We start from the raw sequence: 19,728 nt of genomic DNA, 5'->3' as shown, positions 1-19,728 counted from the left end.
ATATTGCCCCGACCGCACGACAATGCGCCGACGAGGTCCCCAGCCTGTGGATAACTTCGGCCGCCGCGGGTTCCGGCCGGGCCGATTGTCAGTGGTCGGGTGCAGACTCGCCGCATGACCTCAACGACACGAAGGACGACCACGGGGACTACTACGGGGACGACGGGGACTGCTTCGTGGACCGATCTCCGCGCGACCGTAGAGCGTTTCTGGGCCAGCGCCGAGCGGCGGGACTGGGCCGCGTTCGCCGAGACGCTGGCCGCGGACGTCGTGTACGAGCTGCCGCAGACGCGGGAGCGGATCCGCGGCCGGGAGCGGTACGTGGAGTTCAACCGGGAGTACCCGGGTGACTGGCACGCCCGGGTGGAGCGGATCGTCGCGGAACCGGGACAGCCCGGGCAGCCGGGACAGGCTGCGCAGCCGGGGCAGGTGGTGAGCTGGACGCATGTCACGGTGGGGCTGGAGGAGATGTACGCGATCTCCTTCTTCACGGTCGACGAGGACGGCCGGATAGCCGCGGTCACCGACTTCTGGCCCGAGCCGTACGAGCCACCGGCCGGGCGTGAGCACCTCGTCGAGCGGTACTGAGCGGGCGACCCCGGGGCCGGGGGCCCCGCCCGGGCACCGTACGGTGGAGGGCGTGTACCGGTTCCTGCTGACGCCCCGCTGGTGGGGGATCAACGTCTTCGTGCTGCTCGCCATCCCGTTCTGCGTGTTCATGGGGTCGTGGCAGCTGAGCCGGTTCGAGGACCGGATGCAGGACCACCGCGCGGCGACCGAACGGATCGACCCGGCGGACCGGGCCCCGGCGCGCCCGCTGGCCGAGCTGCTGCCGGTGGACAAGGAGACCTCGGGCGAACTGGCCACGGTGAGCGGGCGGTACGGCGAGCAGCTGCTCGTGCCCAACCGTGAGGTGGACGGCAAGAACGGGTTCTACGTGCTCACACTGCTGCGCACCGACGAGGGCAAGGCCCTGCCGGTCGTCCGGGGCTGGCTGCCCGGCGCCGCGGATGCCGACCGGGCCCCGGCGGCCCCCTCCGGCGAGGTCACCGTCACCGGTTCGCTGCAGGCGTCCGAGACCCCGGGGTCGAACGGGGTGCCCGTCCAGGGCGGGCTGCCGGCCGGACAGACCTCGGCGATCAGCGCGGCGGCGCTGGTGAACCTCGTGCCGGACGACCTGTACGACGCCTGGATCACCCTCGACAAGGGCGACTCGGGTATGAAGGCCGTCCCCGCGACCGCGCCGCAGGACACCGGGCTCGACCTCAAGGCCTTCCAGAACCTCGGCTACACCGGGGAGTGGTTCGTCTTCGCCGGCTTCGTCGTCTTCATGTGGTTCCGCCTGCTGCGCCGCGAGGTCGAGTTCATCCGCGACGCGGAACTGGGACTGCTGCCCGACACGGCCGAACCGGACACCGACGAGCCGCGGGGCAGTGAGGACGGCACCGCCGAGAACCGCTCCCGCGAAACCGAGCCGGCCCCGTAGGGCCGACGGCCAGGCGGTAGACCCGGCGGGCCCACGCGCACCGCGTATCGCGCACCGCTCCGCGGGGGACGCGGCTGGCCGCAGGAGGTGTCGCCGCTCCAACAGGAGACGTGGCCCCGCCCGGATCACCGCTCCGCAAGAGACGTAGCCCCCGCGCGCCGAGACGAGCCTCAGGCGGGTGCCGGAGGACCTGCCCGCTGCGTCCAAAAGGCCCACCGCTCCCCCGTCAGGGGTCGTCGGCAGGCCATGCCGCACCCACCGGGAGCCCGCCCACACCGCCCGAGGCCTCGCCGTTCGCCGGAAGGGCTCGCCGCTCCCCCGTCAGAAGCCTCGGGTCTCGTCAGGTGGCTGCCAGCAGGCCCGTTCGGTAGATGACGCCGGCGCAGGCGTTGGAGACGGCTGTGGTGAAGCTCGCGATGCCGCCCTCGGTGGTGTGGGAGACGAGGACGCTGCCGTCGACGACGCCGTCCTCGGTGAAGAGCTGGGTGGAGACGGTGTTGGAGCCGTCGGTCGTGGTGCCGGGGGTCGCCTCGCCCGTGGGCGTCGGGTCCGGTGACGGATCCGTGCCGCCGGTGCCTCCGCCGGTCGTCCCGCCGGAGGTCGGGCAGGGCTCCGACGGCACCCACGCGAACCGCACCTCGTAGGCCGCTCCCGGCTCCAGCACCAGCTGGGTCAGGGACAGCGAGGGGTCGGGCAGGCCCACCGCCGCGTCACCGGCGACATGGGTCGCCACGGTGATCTTCGACCCGTCCGCGGCACCCTGCGGGGTGGCGCTCACCGCGCCCCCGCCGGTGACCGTACAGCTCGTGCCGGAGATGTTGGAGACGCGGAACGAGCCGTAGACGGCTCCGCCCGAGTCCGGCGCGCCGATGCTCCCTCCCCCGCCGAGCTGGGCCGCCGTGCACAGCGTGGTGGCGGCGGCCGTCGGCGTCGCCTGGGTGCCGCCCGTGGAGCTGCTGCTCTGGCCCTTGCCCTTGTCGCCCTTGTGCTTGTCCTTGCTCTTGCCGGACTCCTTGGACCCGCCGGAGGAGCCCCCCGACGGCCCGTTCCCGCCGGTCTGTCCCTTGGACTGGCCCGCGGTCTCCTGCTTGTGCGAGCCGTTGCCCATGATCGAGGGGTTGACGTCGGAGCCGTTGGAGTTGGAGACGTGCACGAGGGCCGGGATCGCCGTGCCGATGAAGAGCGCGGCGGCGGCCATGCCGACGACGGCCTGGCGCTTGCGGGTCCGCCGCGCCGGTACCGCCCGCCGCAGGTGCTCCAGGGTGCCGTCCCTGGGCTCGATCTCGGACACCGCCTGGTGCAGCAGATTGCGCAGCACCAGCTCGTCGGAGTCGAACCCGCCGATGCCCTTCGCTCCGGAGCCGTTCAGCTCGGCGCCCTTGCGCGCGGCGCCGTTCAGCGCCGGCACCTTCGCTGTCAGGCCAATCGGTGCCGAGAGGCTCGTACTCGTCGATGCCGAGAGGCTCGTACTCGTGTCGCCCGTGTCCGGGTCGGCCGAGTGCGCCTCCGCCGAGTCCTGCGGAGCGTGGCCTTCGAGATCCTGGCCCTCGGGGTGGGGGCCTTGTTCTTCGGGGCCGTGATTCACAGTTCCGTTCCCAGCGTGCGATTGCGTTTCTTCGTGCTCCTCGAGCCCGCGCCCCCCGACGCGCCCGTCCCGACCGCGCTCTTCCGCGCCTTCGTCATCGTCCCGGCGCCCCCAGGAAGCCCGCCTCCGGGCACCGAGCTCGTCCCGGCCGCCCCGAGCGTCGCGCCTGTCGGGTCCGTCGTGGCTTTCGGGCCCGTCGTGCCTGTCGGGTCCGTCGTTGCTGCCGTGCGTGCTCATGCGGGCGCCTCCATGGCGACGCGCAGTGCCGCGATGCCCCGGGAGCCGTACGCCTTCACCGAACCCAGCGATATGCCGAGCGTCTCGGCGACCTGGGCCTCGGTCATGTCGGCGAAGTAGCGCAGCACGAGGACCTCGCGCTGCCGCCGCTGGAGCCCCTTCATCGCCTTGATGAGGGAGTCGCGCTCCAACTGGTCGTACGCGCCCTCCTCCGCGCTCGCCATGTCGGGCATCGGCTTCGAGAGCAGCTTCAGACCGAGGATGCGGCGGCGCAGGGCGGAGCGCGAGAGGTTCACGACCGTCTGGCGCAGATAGGCGAGCGTCTTCTCCGGGTCACGGACCCGCTTGCGCGCCGAGTGCACGCGGATGAACGCCTCCTGGACGACGTCCTCGCAGGAGGCGGTGTCGTCGAGGAGGAGCGCCGCGAGGCCGAGCAGCGAGCGGTAGTGGGCGCGGTACGTCTCGGTGAGGTGGTCGACCGTCGTACCGGAGGCCGGCACCGTCGACGTGTCGTCCGCGCCGTCGCGCTGGTTGGGTATGCGGGTCGGCCGCGCCGCGGGCATCGGCGCGATCACCGGCATGCCGCCGGCCGAACCGGGCACGCGGGGACGGCGGGGTGGACGGAGGGCGGTGCCCCTCGTCTGTACCGCGGTGAAATCGAGTACCTCTGCCACGCCTGTTGGACCCGCGTCCCCCCGTCGGGGTTGTACGAGACAGGCATCTCTTTTGCGTCGGACCGCACACGTGTCCGTAGGCAACGTGCGCGGGTCGGTACGGCGGACGCGTCCGTCGGCGCGCAGCGCGCAGCCATCGGTACGGCCCACCGAACACCGGACAGCGCGTCGAACGCCCTCATGCGTACCAGCTCTTCCCCTATGCCCCAAGTGTTGGCGCCCAGCCCCGCCGAAGGGCGCCCGGTAAAGACGCTCCCCGCGCACCGCTCGGTTGCGGCGGACGGGGAGAAAAATCCTCGATCACCGGGAGGCCTGAATCAACCCGGAAATCCTGCGGCGGCGCGGCCGGAAATCCTCCGCGCGTGGTGCCGCCGACTCGAAGAACTTACACGCCACGACTGACAAGGGCCGAGGCGGTGGGGTCCGGGGGGTGCCGGGTGCGTTGTCGGGTGCGGGTGCGTGGGGCTTCTCGCGCAGTTCCCCGCGCCCCTGAAAAGCAGGGGCTGCGCCCCTGCTTTTCACCCCACCGGGCCGGCACCCGCCGACGCACCCGAACCCCCGAGCTCCCAGGCGCCCCCGCCCGCCCACCCCCTACGCCGGCTTCACCACCAGCTCCGCCACCTGTACCGCGTTCAAGGCGGAGCCCTTCCGCAGGTTGTCGCCGCAGACGAAGAGTTCCAGGGCCGTCGGATCGTCGAGGGCCCGCCGTACGCGCCCCACCCACGTGGGGTCCGTCCCGACCACGTCGGCCGGCGTCGGGAACTCCCCCGCGCCCGGATCGTCGTAGAGGACGACCCCGGGAGCGGTGGCGAGGATCTCCCGCGCCTTGGCGACGGTGACCTCGCCCTCGAAGCGGGCGTGCAGCGTGAGGGAGTGCGCGGTGACCACGGGCACCCGTACGCAGGTCACGGCCACCGGCAGCTTCGGCAGCCCGAGGATCTTGCGGGACTCGTCCCGTATCTTCATCTCCTCCGAGGACCAGCCGTCCGCGCGGAGGTCCCCGGCCCACGGCACCACGTTGAGCGCCACCGGCTCCGGGAACGGCCCGGTGTCGTCGCCCACGGCCCGCCGTACGTCACCGGGGGTGGTCCCCAGTTCCGTACCGGCGACCAGGGAGATCTGCCGGCGCAGGGTGTCCACGCCGGCCCGCCCCGCGCCGCTGACGGCCTGGTACGAGGAGGCCACCAGCGAGCGCAGCCCGAACTCGGCGTGCAGCGCGCCGAGCGCCACGATCATGGAGAGGGTCGTGCAGTGCGGGTTGGCGATGATCCCGCGCGGCCGGTTGCGGGCGGTGTGCGGGTTGACCTCGGGGACGACGAGGGGCACCTCCGGGTCCATCCGGAAGGCGCCCGAGTTGTCCACCACGACCGCGCCCTTGGCGGCGGCGATCGGTGCCCAGCGCTCCGCGACCTCGTCGGGGACGTCGAACAGCGCGACGTCGACCCCGTCGAAGACGTCCTCGGCGTCCTCCGACAGGGCGACGACCTCGACCTGCTCCCCGCGCACGGCCAGCTTGCGGCCGGCCGAGCGCGGGGAGGCGATCAGACGGATCTCGCCCCAGATGTCAGCGCGGTGGGACAGGATCTGGAGCATGACGGTGCCGACGGCCCCGGTCGCGCCCACGACCGCCAGCGTCGGCCTGCCGGCGCGCCCGGCATCGACAGCCATCAACGACCGCCGCCACCGTGGATGAGGGCCATCAGCGCCCGGTACCCCCGTAGACGACGGCCTCGTCGCTGTCGGAGTCGAGCCCGAAGGCGGTGTGCACGGCGCGCACGGCCTCGGGGACGTCGTCGGCGCGGGTGACGACCGAGATACGGATCTCGGAGGTCGAGATCAGCTCGATGTTCACCCCCGCGTTGGACAGCGCCTCGAAGAAGGAGGCGGTGACGCCCGGGTTGGTCTTCATCCCCGCGCCGACCAGGGAGATCTTGCCGATCTGGTCGTCGTAGCGCAGCGAGTCGAAGCCGATGCCGGCCTTGTTCTTCTCCAGGGCGTCGATGGCCTTGCGGCCCTCGGTCTTGGGGAGGGTGAAGGAGATGTCCGTCAGGCCGGTCGTCACGGCGGAGACGTTCTGCACCACCATGTCGATGTTGACCTCGGCGTCCGCGATGGCGCGGAAGATCGCGGCGGCCTCGCCCGGCTTGTCCGGGACGCCGACGACCGTGACCTTGGCCTCGGAGACGTCGTGGGCGACTCCGGAGATGATGGCGTGCTCCACCTTGTGGTCCCCTTGCGACTCTGGCTTCTCGTTGCTGACCCAGGTGCCCGGCAGTCCGGAGAAGGACGAGCGGACGTGGATCGGGATGTTGTAGCGGCGGGCGTACTCGACGCAGCGGTGCAGCAGCACCTTCGAACCGGACGACGCCAGTTCGAGCATGTCCTCGGAGGAGATCCAGTCGATCTTCCGGGCCTTCTTCACGACCCGCGGGTCGGCGGTGAAGACGCCGTCGACGTCGGTGTAGATCTCACAGACCTCGGCGTCCAGCGCGGCGGCCAGCGCGACGGCGGTCGTGTCCGACCCGCCGCGGCCGAGGGTGGTGATGTCCTTCTTGTCCGCGCTGACACCCTGGAAACCGGCGACGATGGCGATGTTGCCCTCGTCCAGCGCGGTCCGGATGCGGCCGGGCGTGACGTCGATGATCCGGGCTTTGTTGTGGACCGAGTCGGTGATGACGCCTGCCTGGCTGCCGGTGAACGACTGGGCCTCGTGGCCCAGGTTTTTGATCGCCATGGCCAGCAGCGCCATGGAGATACGCTCTCCGGCGGTCAGCAGCATGTCGAACTCACGCCCGGCAGGCATGGGTGACACCTGCTCGGCGAGATCGATCAGCTCGTCCGTCGTGTCGCCCATCGCGGAAACGACGACGACCACCTGGTGGCCGTTCTTCTTCGCTTCCACGATCCGCTTGGCGACGCGCTTGATGCCCTCGGCATCGGCTACGGAGGAGCCTCCGTACTTCTGCACGACAAGGCCCACGTGCGCTCCTCGCTCCGTTTCAGTCCCTTATCCGCACATGCGCACGCGCTCACACGTGCTGCGGCGGTCGGCTCAGTCTATCGAGCGGTCGAATATCGCTTCCCTGGTACCGCATGGTGAGATGTCCCGCTCACCCTTTGATCACCTGGGTTTTCTCCGGGCGTTCCACCGGTTTCACCCGGCTTCTCACCGCGGACCCTCGACCGCTCCGGGAACGTCCCTGCCCAGGTCGCCGCCGAACAGTCGGCGCGGACGCCCAAAAGTGCCTGGGGTCACACCGTGGGGCCCCGCGGCGACGGAACCCCAACTTTCAAGCACTAAGGTCATGGCCGTGCGCGTACTTCTGGTGGAAGACGACGAGCCGGTCGCCGAGTCCCTGCGACGAGGACTCCTGCGATACGGCTTCGAGGTGCAGTGGGTCAACACGGGCGGGGCGGCGCTGTCGTACGACGGCCCGTACGACGTCGTCCTCCTGGACCTCGGGCTGCCCGACACCGACGGCCTCGACGTCTGCAAGGCGCTGCGGGACCGCAGCCAGGTGCCGATCATCGTGATCAGCGCCCGCAGCGACGAGACGGACCGGGTGGTCGGCCTGGAGCTGGGCGCCGACGACTACGTCTCCAAGCCGTTCGGCGTCCGCGAGGTGATCGCCCGGATAAGGGCGGTGATGCGCCGCGTCCAGCCGCGCGCCGCCGACGCGCCCCCGGCCGGCCCCGACCGCTACGGCCCCCACCTGACCGTCGACCGCAAGGCCGCGCGCGTCCACCTCGACGGTACGGAGGTGGCGCTCGCGCCCAAGGAGTACGACCTCCTCGCCTTCCTCACCGAGGAGCCCGGCGCCCTGATGTCGCGGGAGCAGATCATGGAGGCGGTCTGGGACGCGAACTGGTTCGGCCCGACGAAGACGCTCGACGTCCATGTGGCCGCGCTGCGGCGCAAGCTCGCCGGGGCGATCACCATCGAGGCGGTGCGGGGAGTGGGGTTCCGGCTCATCGTGAACGAGGGCGCGGGTGCCGTCGGCAGTGAGGGCTCGGGCACGTCATGATCCGTCAGCTCATCCGCAGCTACGTGCTCCTCGTGGCTGTGGCGATCGCCCTGTTCACCGTGCCCGTGGCGTTCACGCTCACGGACCAACTGCGGGACGACACCAGCGAGGCCGTCCAGCGCGAGGCCAAGACGATGGCCCGGCTGCTGGGTGTGGGCGACACCGCCTCCTGCGAGGCGTTGGCGCAGCTGGCCGGGGCTTACCCGGCCGACGAGGAGAAGGTCGAGGTCACCGCGACCGACAGGTGTGCGCCGGACAGGCTGAAGGAACCGACGGCGGACGCGGCGCTGGCCAGGGCCCTGGAGCGCGGCGAGATCACCGTCGACTGGGGCTCCGACTTCATCTGGGGCGAGAACCTGGTGGTCACCGTCCCCGCGTTCGAGCGCTCGGCGGACGGGAAGACGGAGACGGACAAGGTCGTCGGCGCCGTACGGATCGTGTTCTCGACCGACCATCTCACCTACCGCCTCTGGACGATCTGGGGCTTCCGGGCGGCGCTGGCCGTCCTGGTGCTCCTGGCCGCCGCGGGCATCGGCGTCTTCGCCGCCCGACGTCTGACCGCCCCGCTCCGCCAGCTCAACGAGATGGCGAGCAAGATGAGCGACGGCGACCTGACGGCCCGCTCCCCTGTCACCGGTCCCCAGGAGACGCAGACCCTGGCGCGCACGCTGAACCAGGCGGGCGAACGGCTGGACACGCTGATCGCCTCGCAGCGCATCTTCGTCGCCGACGCCTCCCACCAACTCCGCACGCCTCTCACGGCGTTGCGGCTGTCGCTGGACAACATCGCGGACGGGGTGGACGACGAATTCGTCCGGGAGGACGTGGAGCAGGCGACCGCCGAGGTGGTCCGGATGAGCCGGCTGGTCAACGGTCTGCTGGTGCTGGCGCGGGCCGAGGCGAAGGTGACGGCGGCGGAACCGCTGTCCCTGCGGGACGTCATCCAGGAGCGCCTGGATGTGTGGAGACCGGCCGCCGACGAGCGCGGAGTCACCATCACGCTCAGGGGGAGTGCCGACGGCCGGCCGCTTGTGCTGGCCAGTCCCGGTCATCTGGACCAGGTCCTGGACAACGTGCTCTCCAACGCCCTGGAGGTCTCGCCGGACGGTGCGACGATCACGGTCTCGGTGGAGACCCGGGGCGACGAGGTGGTGCTGTCGGTGCTGGACGAGGGGCCCGGTATGTCGGACGCCGAGAAGTCCCGCGCCTTCGACCGCTTCTGGCGCGGTCAGGGCCTCACCGGGAAGTCCGGGTCGGGCCTCGGCCTCGCCGTCGTCAAGCAACTCGTCACCGACGACAACGGGACCGTGGCCCTCAAGGACGCGCCCGGGGGCGGGTTGTGCGTCGCGCTCACGCTGCGCGCGGCGCGGCACGGGGGTGGCTGAGCCGGGGGGATGGCTCAGCCGGCCTCGGGGTGGCTGGGCCGGGGGGTGTGGCCCAGCCACGACTGGGGATGGCTGCTGATCAGCCCTCGGGCATCGCCGACGAGTGGTGGTTCACGATCTTCCACACGCCGTTCCGCTTCTCGTACTCGTAGGTGTAGCGGGCGTCGACGCGCTTCTTCTCGCCGGTCTTCGGGTCGGTGAGGATGAAGTAGTACGAGCCCGTGTCGATCGCGGAGTTGCTGTCCAGGACGTTGATGATCGTCTTGGTCTTCGTGCCGACCGGCTTGTTCTTCAGGAAGTGGTCGAAGTAGTCGACGAGGCCCGCGCGGTCCGTGCGGATCTTGTTGGAGACGGTCGGCAGGAGGACCGCGTCCTTCGCGTACCGGTCCGCGACCTTCTTGGAACTGCCGGTCTGCAGCGCCTTGTTCCAGCCGTCGAAGAGCGCCGCGATCTCCTTCTTGGAGGGCTTCTTCGGCGCGGCCTCGGCCCCGGCCATGCTGACACCGGCGGTGACCGTGCCGGCGGTGACCAGAGCGGTGGCGGTGACGATGGCGGCGCGTATCCGGTTCTTGCGGGTCATCGCGATCTCCCGTGCGAGTGTGGGGTGTTACTGCCTCCGCTTCCTGTGCGGTGGAAGTGACTCAAGATTCGCGCGACGCCGGTTAGGGGCTGTGCAGCGGACGTACAGGGCCGGTGCAAGGAGCGGACAATTCACGGAGAGAGACCAGGCGATCACTTCTTGATCATGCCAAAACGCTCCATTGCGTACTGAAGCGGGCGCCCATCCTGCCGATCACCTTCTGCGGCCTCCAGGCACTCTTCCATGAGCTCCGAGAACAGCTTCATCGCGCGGGTCTTCTCGCCGACGTGCGACACGAGGTTGACGTGCACCACCCGGAGGTCCAAGGTGACGGGGTCCAGACCACCCAGGACTTTCCGATGCGACACAACCAGTCGCTCTGCCAGTTCAAGGGCGCCCGCTCCTTCTCCGGCGGCCAGCAGCGTACGGAGACGCCACCGTTCGAGGAACGAGACATCGGGGTCGTCTTCGTCCAGCACCTCGGCGGCTTCGGCGAGCAGTGCCTCGACCGCGGAAGGATCCGGAGCCGTACAGGTCAGCATGGTCAGCCTCAGTCGAAGGCGGAACAGCATGGGGTCGTCGGAAGCCAGCGCCGACGCACCCAACTCGACGTTCTCACGGGCCAGCGCTTCTGCCTTGGCGGAGTCCACTTCCGACAGCGCGAGCACGAGCGCGTCACGCAGTCTCAGCGCACGTACGTCACTCGCGCCGAACTGGTCGACGGCGTTCCCGAGATCCTGCTCCAGCATCGGAACGGCCTGCCCGTGCTCACCACTCATCAGGTGCGCCAGAATCTTGGTATGACGGACGGTGCGGGCGGCCTCGAAGTCGTCCGTCCCATGACGCTCCAGGATGGTGGCGCCTCGCTCGCCCAACGCCGTGGCGCGCAGCGGATCGGTCCTCGCCAGATGCGCCCCGGCATGCATGAAGAGCATGGCCAGTTCCTCGGTTTCTGAGCCCGGTGACGCATAACTCGCCATCGCCTCGACGTGCGTGACCCAGACTTGTGCCGCCTCGCCCCAGATCGTGTCCTTCGGCCGTACCCGCTGAAGCAACCGGACGACGAAGTTGCGGATGCCCATGGCATGCTCGGGCTCCGCGGAGCGGGACACCGCCTGGACCAGACGATGGACGGAGATCAGGTCACCATGCAGCCTGATCATGCTGTAGGCGGCGAGTCGCCGCAGGCCTTCGGTCAGCTCGACGGGATCAGCGAGCCCGTTCAGATAGGCCCGCGGGATGTCCTGCCCACACCAGGCGATCGTCCGCAGGATGCCCTTGGCGGCACGGGTGTCGGCCAGCCGGTCCAGGGTGATCTGCCACACCCTCGCGACCGTCCGCTCCGCGTCACCGCCCTCCGCGCCCACGGCGTACATGTCGGCCGGACAGCGTGTGACCAGACCGAGATACTCGCGCGGGGAGACACACGCCTCGCGGCAGTACGCGGCGGCCTGGTCGATGGCCAGGGGCAGCCGCCCCAGCTCGGCGCAGAGTTCTTCGACACCGTCCGTCGGACCGTCGTAGATCGTCGTGAACAGTTCGACGGCTTCGTCGCGTGCGAGGACATCCAGATCCAGGGTGTGCGCGATCCCGCGCCAACTCGCGCTTCCCCGCCGGGTGGTGACAAGGAACCGGCCGTTCGCCGCCCTCGCGAGCAGGGGTTCGATGTCGGCGGGGTCGTCGACGTTGTCCAGGACGAGGAGCCAGCCGTCGTGGGCGGAGAGCCACTGGAGCGTACGTTCCCGGAGGGCCGCCTCGGGGAGGGTGCCGGCCAGCGCGGGTGTCAGGGCCCGGCCGAGATCGGCGAGCCCCGCGTCCAGTTGGGCCCGGGACTCGGCGCCGATCCACCAGACGGGGTTGACGTCGGCGCCCCGTCCGGCGGCCCACCGTGCCGCCAGCGTCGACTTCCCGACCCCGCCGAGGCCGTGCACGGCGTGCACCACGACCCCGCCGGGCGCCTCGAACGCCTCGTCCAACAGCGCGAGTTCACGCTCCCGCCCCACGAAATGCCCGGTCCGCCCAGGCAGATATCTCACGGGCCACGTCACATCCCCGACCGTGAGCGCCTCGGCGGGCAGTACGGTGCCCTGTTCGACCTGGACCTGGGTGGCGAAATCACCGGTGGCCACCTGCCGGATATCCCGTCCTGCCGCGACGGCCCGCTCCCCGGACGCCTCCACCGAAGGCCCGCCGGACGCCTCGTCCCCCGCCGACGCGCCTCTCACCGTTCGTCCCCCTCCCGCACGACCGTGAGTCCCATCATGGCGGGGAGGCGGTCAGTCCACGTACTCCTTGAGGTGCTCGGTGTCCAAGGTGATGTTCACCGGGTCGGGCAGCTTGACCGTGGCGCCGAAGGCGAACTTCTCCTCGTGCCGGTAGCGCCCGCCCTCCGGCTGGTTGAACACGACGACCGTGCCGTCGTCGCGGTCGATGAGGAGGTAGACGGGGATGCCCGCGGCGGCGTAGCCGTCGGGCTTCTCGATCCTGTCCCGCTGGTTCGTGTCGGAGTCGTACGACGTGACCTCCACCGCCATCAGGGCACCGGCGCTCTCCGACCACTCCCCATGCCCTTTGAGACCACCCACCGGCACGAGAACGCCGTCCGCGCGAGCACGCCCCTTGCGGTAACGCTCCGTCTTCAGCCCGCTCTCCGCGTGGAGCCACAGGTCAGGGCGATGCTGCATGCACACCCGTTGCAGCCACGCGATCATCTCGCGATGGTTGCCGTCCGCCATGGGCTTGACCACGACCTTTCCGTTGATGAACTCCAGCCACACGGTCTCCGGGGCATGGCGCTCCAGTTCCTCGAACTCCTCGACGGACATCTGCGGCCGGTGCTCGGTCCTGGGGGTCATGGCGTCGCCTCCTCGACTCCATGGTGCCCTGACCGGCACGTCCTGGACGCTCATACGCCCCTCCCGTCCGCCGGGTCGCCGGCGAGATCCCTCCGGGGCATCACTTCCAGCGCCCCAGACGGCCCGCCCGGCGCAGCTCGTCCACCCGGGCCGTGACGTCCACGACCTCGTCGGCGCCGGGCAGGCCACCGGCACGCGGGGCGGGGAGGAAGGTGTCCGGGACCGGCGTGTGCAACGGCATCGGCCCGTCCGCCTCGATCTCGGCAAGACACTCGGGGCACAGCCCGTGCACGATCTCGACGGTCCGCTCGTCCGCGTCGCAGAGACCACAGGCCATGATCACGCGGGTCACATGAGCGCGCCGGGCCGCCTTCTGTCGCAGCTTGGCCTTCTTGGGACGCGGCGACGGGGTCGGGGGCATCTTCTGCTCCAATCGTTTGCGGGCGAATCCGCCCGGGTTGGTGACTTCCGACGGCAACCCGTCGGTCAGCGCCGTGGTGACGTCCTGCGGCGTCGCACCCCGCGACAGCCACTGCGTGACCAGGGATTCGAGGGAGTGGCAATCGGCTTCGGACAGCGGCATACGGGGATCGACGGAACGGATGTCGGCGAGGGTCTGGTACGCGGTGCTGGGCGCGTCCCCCGGAGCCGGGCTCGGGGCGGTACTCGGAGTCGGGGCCGGGGTCAGGGTCGAGGTCGGCTCTTCCGTCATCTCGTCGGCGGGCTCGCCCTCCTCGACCCGGGCCAGCCCCGACTGGTAGTGCTCCGTCACGTCCCTGCCGTCGCGCTTCCGCGCGAACTCCGCCCACCACTCCACGGACCTGGGCGTGCGCGACCAGTACGTCCGCGTCACCCACCGCATGGAGCCTTCCTCGATGGTGATGTGCTCCTTGATCCAGCGCAGATGCCCGGCGCGCACGAGGCGGCCCGCCGACGTACGCACGGCTTGCTGGCCGTAGTGAGGGTGTTCTGCCGCGATCACCTTGTGGCCCATGGCGTGGCCGTCCTCAAGGTGGTCGATGAAGACGGCGATCTCGGCGTCGCGGGGGCTCAGGTGTGCGAAGTTCGGGTCCGCGTACGGGTCTTCGTCACCCACGGAGCGTTTTCCGTAACCCGTCTTGGCCATCGGGTGGGACGGGGAAGGCAGGGCAGCACTAGGCTGGGCGTAAGCCACGATCGAGTCGCTTTCGATCCGTAGGTCTAGGCCCTGGCACTGGTGTTGGCGCACCGGCCGGGGCCGATCTATGTGGTCAGATGCCGCGAACCTAGAGCGGCTTTACGTTCCGAAGCGAGTCGATCACGGAACGTCACCCTTTTGGAAGAGCTCGGGTCCCGGGGCTCAAGCTCCGGGCTGACCTGCGGCGATGAAGGCGGCCCAGGCGGGGGCGGGGAGGGTGAGAGTCGGGCCGGTGGGGTTCTTCGTGTCGCGTATCCAGACAGTCAACTGTTGACGCTGGAAAGCGACTTCGACGCAGTTCCCGCCCTCCGAGTCGCTGTGACTCGACTTGAACCACTGCAGCTGGTCACTCATGGCGATCCACCATCCGCTCGATGAAACGGGCCGATTCAGCGGGACTGAGGGCCTGGGCGCGGATCATGCTAAGTCGCTCGGTTGCGCGGCTGACAACACCGGGATCGGCCGACAGCTCGCTGGCGAACGGACCTTCTGAGAACGCGAATCGCTCGTGGTCGTGAGTCTCCAACAACACCATCGGTCCCATGAGCCCTACGGAGATGGCTCGTTCGAACGGGAGCACTTGCAACGCCACGTTGCGCAGACGGGCTGCCTCCAACAGGCGGTGCAACTGCTCCGCGTCGACCTGCGTGCCGCGCAGGGCCGCCTCGTAGATGACGAAGCTCATGCTCACGGGAGGCCTTCGGTCGGTGAGGATGGCTTGCCGGTCCATGCGAGCCGCGACCCGCGCCTCCACCGTCTCCTCGTCCAGCGCCGGGACGTGGTTCTCGATCAGCGCCCGCGCATATCCCGTCGTCTGCAACAGCCCAGGCACGTACGTGGTCTCGTACGACCAGAAGCTGATCGCCTCCCGTTCGCGCTCCATGAAGTCCTGAGCCCGCGCCGGGAACTTCTCCCGCTGCAAGTACTCCTTGGCTGCGCTCAGCAGCCCCTGCGCCCCACACAGCTCGTCCGCCACATCCAGCACCCGCGGGGTCGGCATCCTTACCCCCTGCTCCATCGACTTGATCGTGTCCGGCGAGTAGTTCGCGGCCTCGGCCAGCTGCTCGCGGCTCACGTTCGCCTTCGTGCGCCAGCGCTTCATCTGGTTGCCGCCGTAGCGCCAGGCCACCGGCGAGGGGGAGTTGTACTGGGCTGACACCGCGCGCACCTCCGACCGATACACACCGGCGTGTATCACCTCAGTCACTACCGAGCGTAGCCCGCGCATCGCCACCGTGTGACCATGACGAACGCAATGCACCGGCCCTCGTGGGTACCGGTGTCGGGACACCGGCTGCGCGTGATCGGCGTGCACTTCGACGCCGTACGGATCGAAGGCGAGCGCGGGGAGCTGGTCGCGGACAGGCTGGTCGAGGTGACCGACGGGGACGCCGGGCCGGTCGTGCTGGAACAGGCCGGGTTCCGGTGGGTGTACTTCCTGCTGCGGCCGGGGACGGTGCACAGGCACGCGTGGCTGCCAGGGGTGCAGCGGTTCGGGCTGGACTCGACGAACATGCGCAGGGTGACGTACGTCGGCATCCCCGCCCTCGACGGCAACACGTATCCGCTGCGCTGGTACTCCGAGCCGACGCCCCAAGTTCCGTACGTCGAACCGGAGTCGTTGCTCACCGCTGTGACGACGGCATTCCGTGGGGTAACCGACAGCCATGAGCGAAGTGCTGCTGACTGAGACTTTCCGTAGTGCGTCGGGGGCCGTGCGGTGGGGCACGATCGGGGAGGCCGGGCAGGAACCGGTCGTGCTCTGCCACGGCACCCCCTTCTCCTCCTACGTCTGGCGCGGCATCGCGCAGGCGCTGGCCGACACCGACCGTTATCAGGTGTTCGTGTGGGACATGCCCGGGTACGGCGAGTCGGACATGCACACCGGTCAGGACGTGTCCCTGGCCGCGCAGGGACGGGTCTTCGCCGAGCTGCTGGCGCACTGGGGGCTGGACGAGCCCTTCGTGGTCGCGCACGACTTCGGCGGGGCCGTGTCCCTGCGCGCCCATCTGCTGCACGGGGCGCGCTACCGCGCGCTCGCCCTCGTCGACCCCGTGGCGCTCGCCCCGTGGGGCTCACCCTCCTTCCGGCTGCTCGGCCGGCACGCGGAGGTGTTCGAGCAGCTGCCGCCCGCGCTGCACCGGGCCCTCGTGCGGGAGTACGTCAGCTCCGCCAGCGGGCCCGGGCTGCACCCCACCGTCCTCGACCGGCTCGTCGAGCCGTGGCTCGGCGAACACGGGCAGCCCGCCTTCTACCGGCAGATCGCCCAGGCGAACCAGGCCCACACCGACGAGATCCAGGACCGGTACGGCCAGATCGGCATCCCGGCGCTGGTGTGCTGGGGCGAGGACGACGGCTGGATCCCGCTGGCGAAGGGGCGCGAACTGGCCGACCGTATCCCGGGGGCGCGGTTCGAGCCGATCTCGGGCGCGGGGCACCTCGTCCAGGAGGACACCCCCGCCGAACTCACCGCCGTACTGATGGATTTCCTGCAGGAACAGTCGGCCGACCAGTCGGACGGATAGTCGGACGGCTGATCGGACGGCTCGTCGGACGGCTACAGCGTCCCCAGCGCCGGGGCGAAGGCGATGAGGAGTGGGAGGAGGGCGAGGAGCGCGGCCGCGGTCGTGGTGGCCGCGCGGCGGGTGCGGTCCAGGCGGGGCGGGGGTTCCAGCAGGCGCTCCACCCGGTCACCCAGCAGGCGGCGGGTGTTGGAGCAGCTCAACACGCCCCGGTGCTGGTTGAGTTCGATGAGGGCCAGAGCGGTGGTGAGGTGACCGCAGCGGCGCGACGCCGTGTCGTCGGCGGCGAGTTCGACCAGGCGGTGGGTCTGGTCGGCGAAGTGGGCGAAGAGGGGGATGCGCGGGAAGCCCGTGGCGAGGGCGGTGGAGAGGTGCAGCAGCCAGTCGTGGCGGGCGCGGGCGTGGCCGAGTTCATGGGCGAGCACGGCGTCCAGCTGACGGTCGCTCAGCTTGGCCAACGCGCCGGTGGTGACGACCAGTTGGGGCGGGGCACCCGGCATGAGCCACGCGTCCGGGTACTCGTCCTCCAGGACCAGCAGTGGCCCGTTCGCCTGCGGCAGCCCGGCCGGGAGGTCGGGGGCGCGTTCCCGCAGATGCGCGCGGCGCAGCTGCCGTCGGCGCCGGGCCTCGACCAGCTCCCGCGCCAGCATCGCGCCGCTCCACGCCGCCCCGCAGGCCAGCGCCAGCGTCAGTACGGCCGTCCAGGGCGGGGCCGCCGTGAGGTCGTACGCGGCGGTCACGGCCGGGGGCGCGGGCGCGAAGGCGTGCGTACGCACCGTCTCGAACACCGCCGCCGCCCCGAGCACGAGCGCCGCGAGACAGCTCAGCAGGGCCGCCGCCACCAGGCACTGCCACGCCCACAGCGCGACCACGGGTTCCCGCTCGGGCCACACGGACTTCACCAGGGCGCGGGGGCCCAGCACGGCGGCGGTCAGAGCCACGGCGACGAGAAGGAGCAGGAGATCGGTCACGTCATTGGTCCGGTTCCTGGTCGGGGGGCGGGCGGGCCGTGCACGGGGACCGGCAGGTGGGCCTCACCCAGGGGTGGGGTCGCGACCTCCACGGCTTCCACAGCCGGGTCACACGCTACCGGTGAACGGGCCGGTTGCCATCCCTGCAGCACCCCGGGGTCCGCCCCGATCACGGGCCTGCCGACGCAGGTTGAAGGTCTTTTGACGCCGGTCAGGAGCCTGTCGACGCCGAGCCGATGTCTCCGCCCGCCGCGATGGAACCGGGCCCGGAGGCGGTCACGTTCCCCCTCGGACCAGTGGTGCCGGAGGAGGGTGGGGTGGTGCTGGGCGGGGTCCGCGGCGGCGGAGTCGTACCGCCTGTGGAGGCCGAGCCGATGCTGCCTCCGGCCGCGATCGCGCCCTGCCCCGAGGCGGTCACGCCGACGGCGGGGGTGCCCGGGGCGGGGGCCGGCGGGGCCGGAGGCAGGGATGAGCCGCCGAATTGGGCGATGGCGGCGAGGGCGAGGCCGAACACGCCCGCGGACCCGCCGGCCACACTCGCGATCTGATCGGCCGAGCCCAGATCGACGAAGGCGAACCCGACCAGCGTGACCACGCCCGCGCCGGCAACCGCGAGACCGGCCCATGCCCATGGTTTCAGTGTCATGGGGGCATTGTGGCGGGCACTGGCGGCGTACGGAGCGCCATCATCGGATACCGCCGGATCATCCTCGCCCAGGGCCGAGAACTCCCCGCGAACGGCGCGATCGAGCGGGCAAGCGGTCGGTGGGGGCGTGCGTGCGGTGGGAGGGGGCGTGCGGTGGGAGGGGCGTGGGACGTGCTCACGTCCGGCTCTCGCGCCCGCCGTGAACCCCGCCCCGCGCTGCCCCTCGCCTGGTCTCGCCTCGCCTCGCCTCGCTCGTCCGGAGGGTCCGGCTACTTGACCTTCCTGCCCAGCCCCAGCGGCCCCGCGATCTCCTCCGCCATGACCTGGCCCGCCTCGAACTCCAGGGTCTCGTCGCCCATCAGTTCCTGGTCGGTGTCGAGGCCGTCCAGTTCGGCGAGGGGCTGGTTGAGGCGGACGTGGGCGACGAGGGACTGGAGGGCCCGGAGGGTCGCCGAGGCGGTGGAGCCCCAGTTGGAGAAGTAGGAGAACTGCCACCACCACAGGGCCTCGGTGGTGCGGCCCGCGCGGTAGTGGACCATGCCGTGGCGCAGGTCGGCGATGACGTCGGCGAGGTCGTCGGAGATCCGGGCCGGGACCGGCGCCTTGCGGGGCTCGTACGGGTCGAAGACCTCGGAGTAGACGTCGACCGGGTCGAGCATCACGGCGAGGCGTTCGCGCAGCTCGTCCACGTCCGGCTCGAAACCCGGGTCGGGCTCGTAACGCTCGTCCGGCACGATGTCCTCGTGCGCGCCGAGGCGACCGCCCGCCAGCAGCAGCTGGGAGACCTCCAGCAGGAGGAAGGGGACGGCCGAGTCCGGCTCGTCACCCTTGGCGACCTCGGTGACGGCGACCAGGAAGCTCTCGATCTGGTCCGCGATCTGGACCGCGAAGTCGTCCGGGTTCAGGTCCGTCGCGTGCAGCGTGGCGTCAGACATCCAGCAATCGTCTCCCCTCGAAGGCGCGGCCGAGGGTCACCTCGTCCGCGTATTCCAGGTCGCCGCCCACCGGGAGGCCGCTGGCCAGGCGGGTGACCTTGAGGCCCATGGGTTTGATCATGCGGGCGAGGTACGTGGCCGTGGCCTCGCCCTCCAGGTTCGGGTCCGTGGCGAGGATCAGCTCGGTGACCGTGCCGTCGGCCAGGCGGGCCAGCAGCTCCCGTATGCGCAGGTCGTCGGGGCCGACGCCCTCGATCGGGCTGATCGCGCCGCCGAGGACGTGGTACTTGCCCCGGAACTCGCGGGTGCGCTCGATCGCGACGACGTCCTTCGGCTCCTCGACGACGCAGATGACGGACGGGTCGCGGCGCGGGTCGCGGCAGATGTTGCACAGCTCCTCCTGCGCCACGTTGCCGCAGGTCGCGCAGAAACGGACCTTCGCCTTCACTTCAAGGAGGGCCTGCGCGAGCCGCCGTACGTCCGTGGGCTCCGCCTGCAGGATGTGGAAGGCGATCCGCTGCGCGCTCTTGGGACCGACGCCGGGCAGCCGCCCCAGCTCGTCGATGAGGTCCTGGACCACGCCTTCGTACACGGACTGCCGTCCTTCCTGGTGTCTTTCAGTACGTACCGTAGTCGGCCGCCGCCGCTCC

The 19,728-nt window shown here is 70.5% G+C and carries 20 protein-coding genes; 6 read left to right on the top strand and 14 right to left on the bottom strand.

The window, feature by feature from the left end; translation table 11 throughout:
• Positions 1 to 114 precede the first annotated feature (114 nt).
• On the top strand, positions 115 to 588 hold the full coding sequence (locus L3078_RS25875; protein ID WP_239756337.1) for a nuclear transport factor 2 family protein: 474 nt from the start codon (positions 115 to 117) through the stop codon (positions 586 to 588).
• 52 nt (positions 589 to 640) lie between these two features.
• Positions 641 to 1,486 (top strand): SURF1 family protein, encoded by an 846-nt coding sequence (locus tag L3078_RS25870; RefSeq protein ID WP_239756336.1) that lies wholly within the window; start codon positions 641 to 643, stop codon positions 1,484 to 1,486.
• 340 nt (positions 1,487 to 1,826) lie between these two features.
• On the opposite strand, the gene L3078_RS25865 is transcribed toward L3078_RS25870, so the two are convergent.
• The 4 genes from L3078_RS25865 to L3078_RS25850 all read right to left on the bottom strand — a co-directional run bounded on the left by L3078_RS25865 (position 1,827) and on the right by L3078_RS25850 (position 6,962).
• Entirely contained in the window at positions 1,827 to 2,894 is a 1,068-nt protein-coding gene (locus L3078_RS25865) for a hypothetical protein (RefSeq protein WP_239756335.1), read from the bottom strand.
• A 410-nt stretch (positions 2,895 to 3,304) separates the two neighbouring features.
• A complete protein-coding gene (locus L3078_RS25860; RefSeq protein WP_420864100.1) occupies positions 3,305 to 3,982 on the bottom strand; it encodes a SigE family RNA polymerase sigma factor in 678 nt (225 codons plus the stop codon).
• Positions 3,983 to 4,573: 591 nt separating this feature from the next.
• Positions 4,574 to 5,650 carry an aspartate-semialdehyde dehydrogenase gene (locus L3078_RS25855; RefSeq protein ID WP_239756334.1) on the bottom strand — a complete coding sequence of 359 codons (1,077 nt, stop codon included), beginning with the start codon at positions 5,648 to 5,650 and terminating at the stop codon, positions 4,574 to 4,576.
• Between the two features lie 31 nt (positions 5,651 to 5,681).
• Entirely contained in the window at positions 5,682 to 6,962 is a 1,281-nt protein-coding gene (locus L3078_RS25850) for an aspartate kinase (RefSeq protein WP_215448203.1), read from the bottom strand.
• A gap of 331 nt (positions 6,963 to 7,293) precedes the next feature.
• Here L3078_RS25850 and L3078_RS25845 point away from each other — a divergent pair, with 331 nt between their 5' ends.
• Both L3078_RS25845 and L3078_RS25840 read left to right on the top strand, forming a co-directional pair.
• On the top strand, positions 7,294 to 8,007 hold the full coding sequence (locus L3078_RS25845; RefSeq protein ID WP_239756333.1) for a response regulator transcription factor: 714 nt from the start codon (positions 7,294 to 7,296) through the stop codon (positions 8,005 to 8,007).
• Complete coding sequence (locus L3078_RS25840; protein ID WP_239756332.1) at positions 8,004 to 9,392, top strand: HAMP domain-containing sensor histidine kinase; 1,389 nt, start codon at positions 8,004 to 8,006, stop codon at positions 9,390 to 9,392. The genes L3078_RS25845 and L3078_RS25840 overlap by 4 nt, the downstream gene beginning before the upstream one ends.
• A gap of 79 nt (positions 9,393 to 9,471) precedes the next feature.
• On the opposite strand, the gene L3078_RS25835 is transcribed toward L3078_RS25840, so the two are convergent.
• The 6 genes from L3078_RS25835 to L3078_RS25810 all read right to left on the bottom strand — a co-directional run bounded on the left by L3078_RS25835 (position 9,472) and on the right by L3078_RS25810 (position 15,106).
• The gene (locus L3078_RS25835) at positions 9,472 to 9,972 is read right to left on the bottom strand and encodes an SgcJ/EcaC family oxidoreductase (protein ID WP_086804530.1); all 501 of its coding nucleotides are present in this window, start codon (positions 9,970 to 9,972) and stop codon (positions 9,472 to 9,474) included.
• Positions 9,973 to 10,124: 152 nt separating this feature from the next.
• On the bottom strand, positions 10,125 to 12,197 hold the full coding sequence (locus L3078_RS25830; RefSeq protein WP_239756331.1) for an NB-ARC domain-containing protein: 2,073 nt from the start codon (positions 12,195 to 12,197) through the stop codon (positions 10,125 to 10,127).
• Positions 12,198 to 12,248: 51 nt separating this feature from the next.
• Positions 12,249 to 12,827, bottom strand: a complete 579-nt coding sequence (locus tag L3078_RS25825) for a Uma2 family endonuclease (RefSeq protein ID WP_239756330.1) — start codon at positions 12,825 to 12,827, stop codon at positions 12,249 to 12,251.
• Positions 12,828 to 12,927: 100 nt separating this feature from the next.
• On the bottom strand, positions 12,928 to 13,923 hold the full coding sequence (locus L3078_RS25820) for an RAD23 family protein (protein ID WP_338059524.1): 996 nt from the start codon (positions 13,921 to 13,923) through the stop codon (positions 12,928 to 12,930).
• 243 nt (positions 13,924 to 14,166) lie between these two features.
• A complete protein-coding gene (locus L3078_RS25815; RefSeq protein WP_239756328.1) occupies positions 14,167 to 14,358 on the bottom strand; it encodes a DUF397 domain-containing protein in 192 nt (63 codons plus the stop codon).
• Positions 14,351 to 15,106, bottom strand: coding sequence for a helix-turn-helix domain-containing protein (locus L3078_RS25810; RefSeq protein ID WP_239760467.1), 756 nt, complete (start codon positions 15,104 to 15,106; stop codon positions 14,351 to 14,353). Before L3078_RS25810 ends, L3078_RS25815 begins: the two co-directional genes overlap by 8 nt.
• Before the next feature lie 141 nt (positions 15,107 to 15,247).
• Between L3078_RS25810 and L3078_RS25805 the strand changes: the two genes are divergently transcribed.
• Together L3078_RS25805 and L3078_RS25800 are read left to right on the top strand one after the other, a co-directional pair.
• Entirely contained in the window at positions 15,248 to 15,694 is a 447-nt protein-coding gene (locus L3078_RS25805) for a hypothetical protein (protein ID WP_338059523.1), read from the top strand.
• Positions 15,672 to 16,529, top strand: a complete 858-nt coding sequence (locus L3078_RS25800; protein ID WP_239756326.1) for an alpha/beta fold hydrolase — start codon at positions 15,672 to 15,674, stop codon at positions 16,527 to 16,529. The genes L3078_RS25805 and L3078_RS25800 overlap by 23 nt, the downstream gene beginning before the upstream one ends.
• A gap of 32 nt (positions 16,530 to 16,561) precedes the next feature.
• Here L3078_RS25800 and L3078_RS25795 read toward each other — a convergent pair whose 3' ends face one another.
• The 4 genes from L3078_RS25795 to recR form a co-directional block, all read right to left on the bottom strand.
• The gene (locus L3078_RS25795; protein WP_239756325.1) at positions 16,562 to 17,497 is read right to left on the bottom strand and encodes a M56 family metallopeptidase; all 936 of its coding nucleotides are present in this window, start codon (positions 17,495 to 17,497) and stop codon (positions 16,562 to 16,564) included.
• A gap of 211 nt (positions 17,498 to 17,708) precedes the next feature.
• Positions 17,709 to 18,143, bottom strand: a complete 435-nt coding sequence (locus tag L3078_RS25790) for a hypothetical protein (protein WP_239756324.1) — start codon at positions 18,141 to 18,143, stop codon at positions 17,709 to 17,711.
• Between the two features lie 269 nt (positions 18,144 to 18,412).
• Positions 18,413 to 19,078 carry a DUF5063 domain-containing protein gene (locus tag L3078_RS25785; protein ID WP_239756323.1) on the bottom strand — a complete coding sequence of 222 codons (666 nt, stop codon included), beginning with the start codon at positions 19,076 to 19,078 and terminating at the stop codon, positions 18,413 to 18,415.
• Complete coding sequence (gene recR / locus L3078_RS25780; RefSeq protein WP_184905496.1) at positions 19,071 to 19,670, bottom strand: recombination mediator RecR; 600 nt, start codon at positions 19,668 to 19,670, stop codon at positions 19,071 to 19,073. The genes L3078_RS25785 and recR overlap by 8 nt, the downstream gene beginning before the upstream one ends.
• Between the last annotated feature and the right edge of the window lie 58 nt (positions 19,671 to 19,728).

Origin of the sequence: Streptomyces deccanensis (assembly GCF_022385335.1) — a bacterium.
GTDB lineage: Bacteria > Actinomycetota > Actinomycetes > Streptomycetales > Streptomycetaceae > Streptomyces > Streptomyces deccanensis.
This window is presented reverse-complemented; position numbering and strand designations above follow the sequence as displayed.

Coding starts and splice junctions, on each gene's coding strand:
- L3078_RS25875 (WP_239756337.1), top strand. CDS start 115: ATGACCTCAACGACACGAAGGACGACCACGGGGACTACTACGGGGACG.
- L3078_RS25855 (WP_239756334.1), bottom strand. CDS start 5,650: ATGGCTGTCGATGCCGGGCGCGCCGGCAGGCCGACGCTGGCGGTCGTG.
- L3078_RS25840 (WP_239756332.1), top strand. CDS start 8,004: ATGATCCGTCAGCTCATCCGCAGCTACGTGCTCCTCGTGGCTGTGGCG.
- L3078_RS25835 (WP_086804530.1), bottom strand. CDS start 9,972: ATGACCCGCAAGAACCGGATACGCGCCGCCATCGTCACCGCCACCGCT.
- L3078_RS25825 (WP_239756330.1), bottom strand. CDS start 12,827: ATGACCCCCAGGACCGAGCACCGGCCGCAGATGTCCGTCGAGGAGTTC.
- L3078_RS25815 (WP_239756328.1), bottom strand. CDS start 14,358: ATGAGTGACCAGCTGCAGTGGTTCAAGTCGAGTCACAGCGACTCGGAG.
- L3078_RS25810 (WP_239760467.1), bottom strand. CDS start 15,106: ATGAAGCGCTGGCGCACGAAGGCGAACGTGAGCCGCGAGCAGCTGGCC.
- L3078_RS25805 (WP_338059523.1), top strand. CDS start 15,248: ATGACGAACGCAATGCACCGGCCCTCGTGGGTACCGGTGTCGGGACAC.
- L3078_RS25800 (WP_239756326.1), top strand. CDS start 15,672: ATGAGCGAAGTGCTGCTGACTGAGACTTTCCGTAGTGCGTCGGGGGCC.
- L3078_RS25790 (WP_239756324.1), bottom strand. CDS start 18,143: ATGACACTGAAACCATGGGCATGGGCCGGTCTCGCGGTTGCCGGCGCG.
- L3078_RS25785 (WP_239756323.1), bottom strand. CDS start 19,078: ATGTCTGACGCCACGCTGCACGCGACGGACCTGAACCCGGACGACTTC.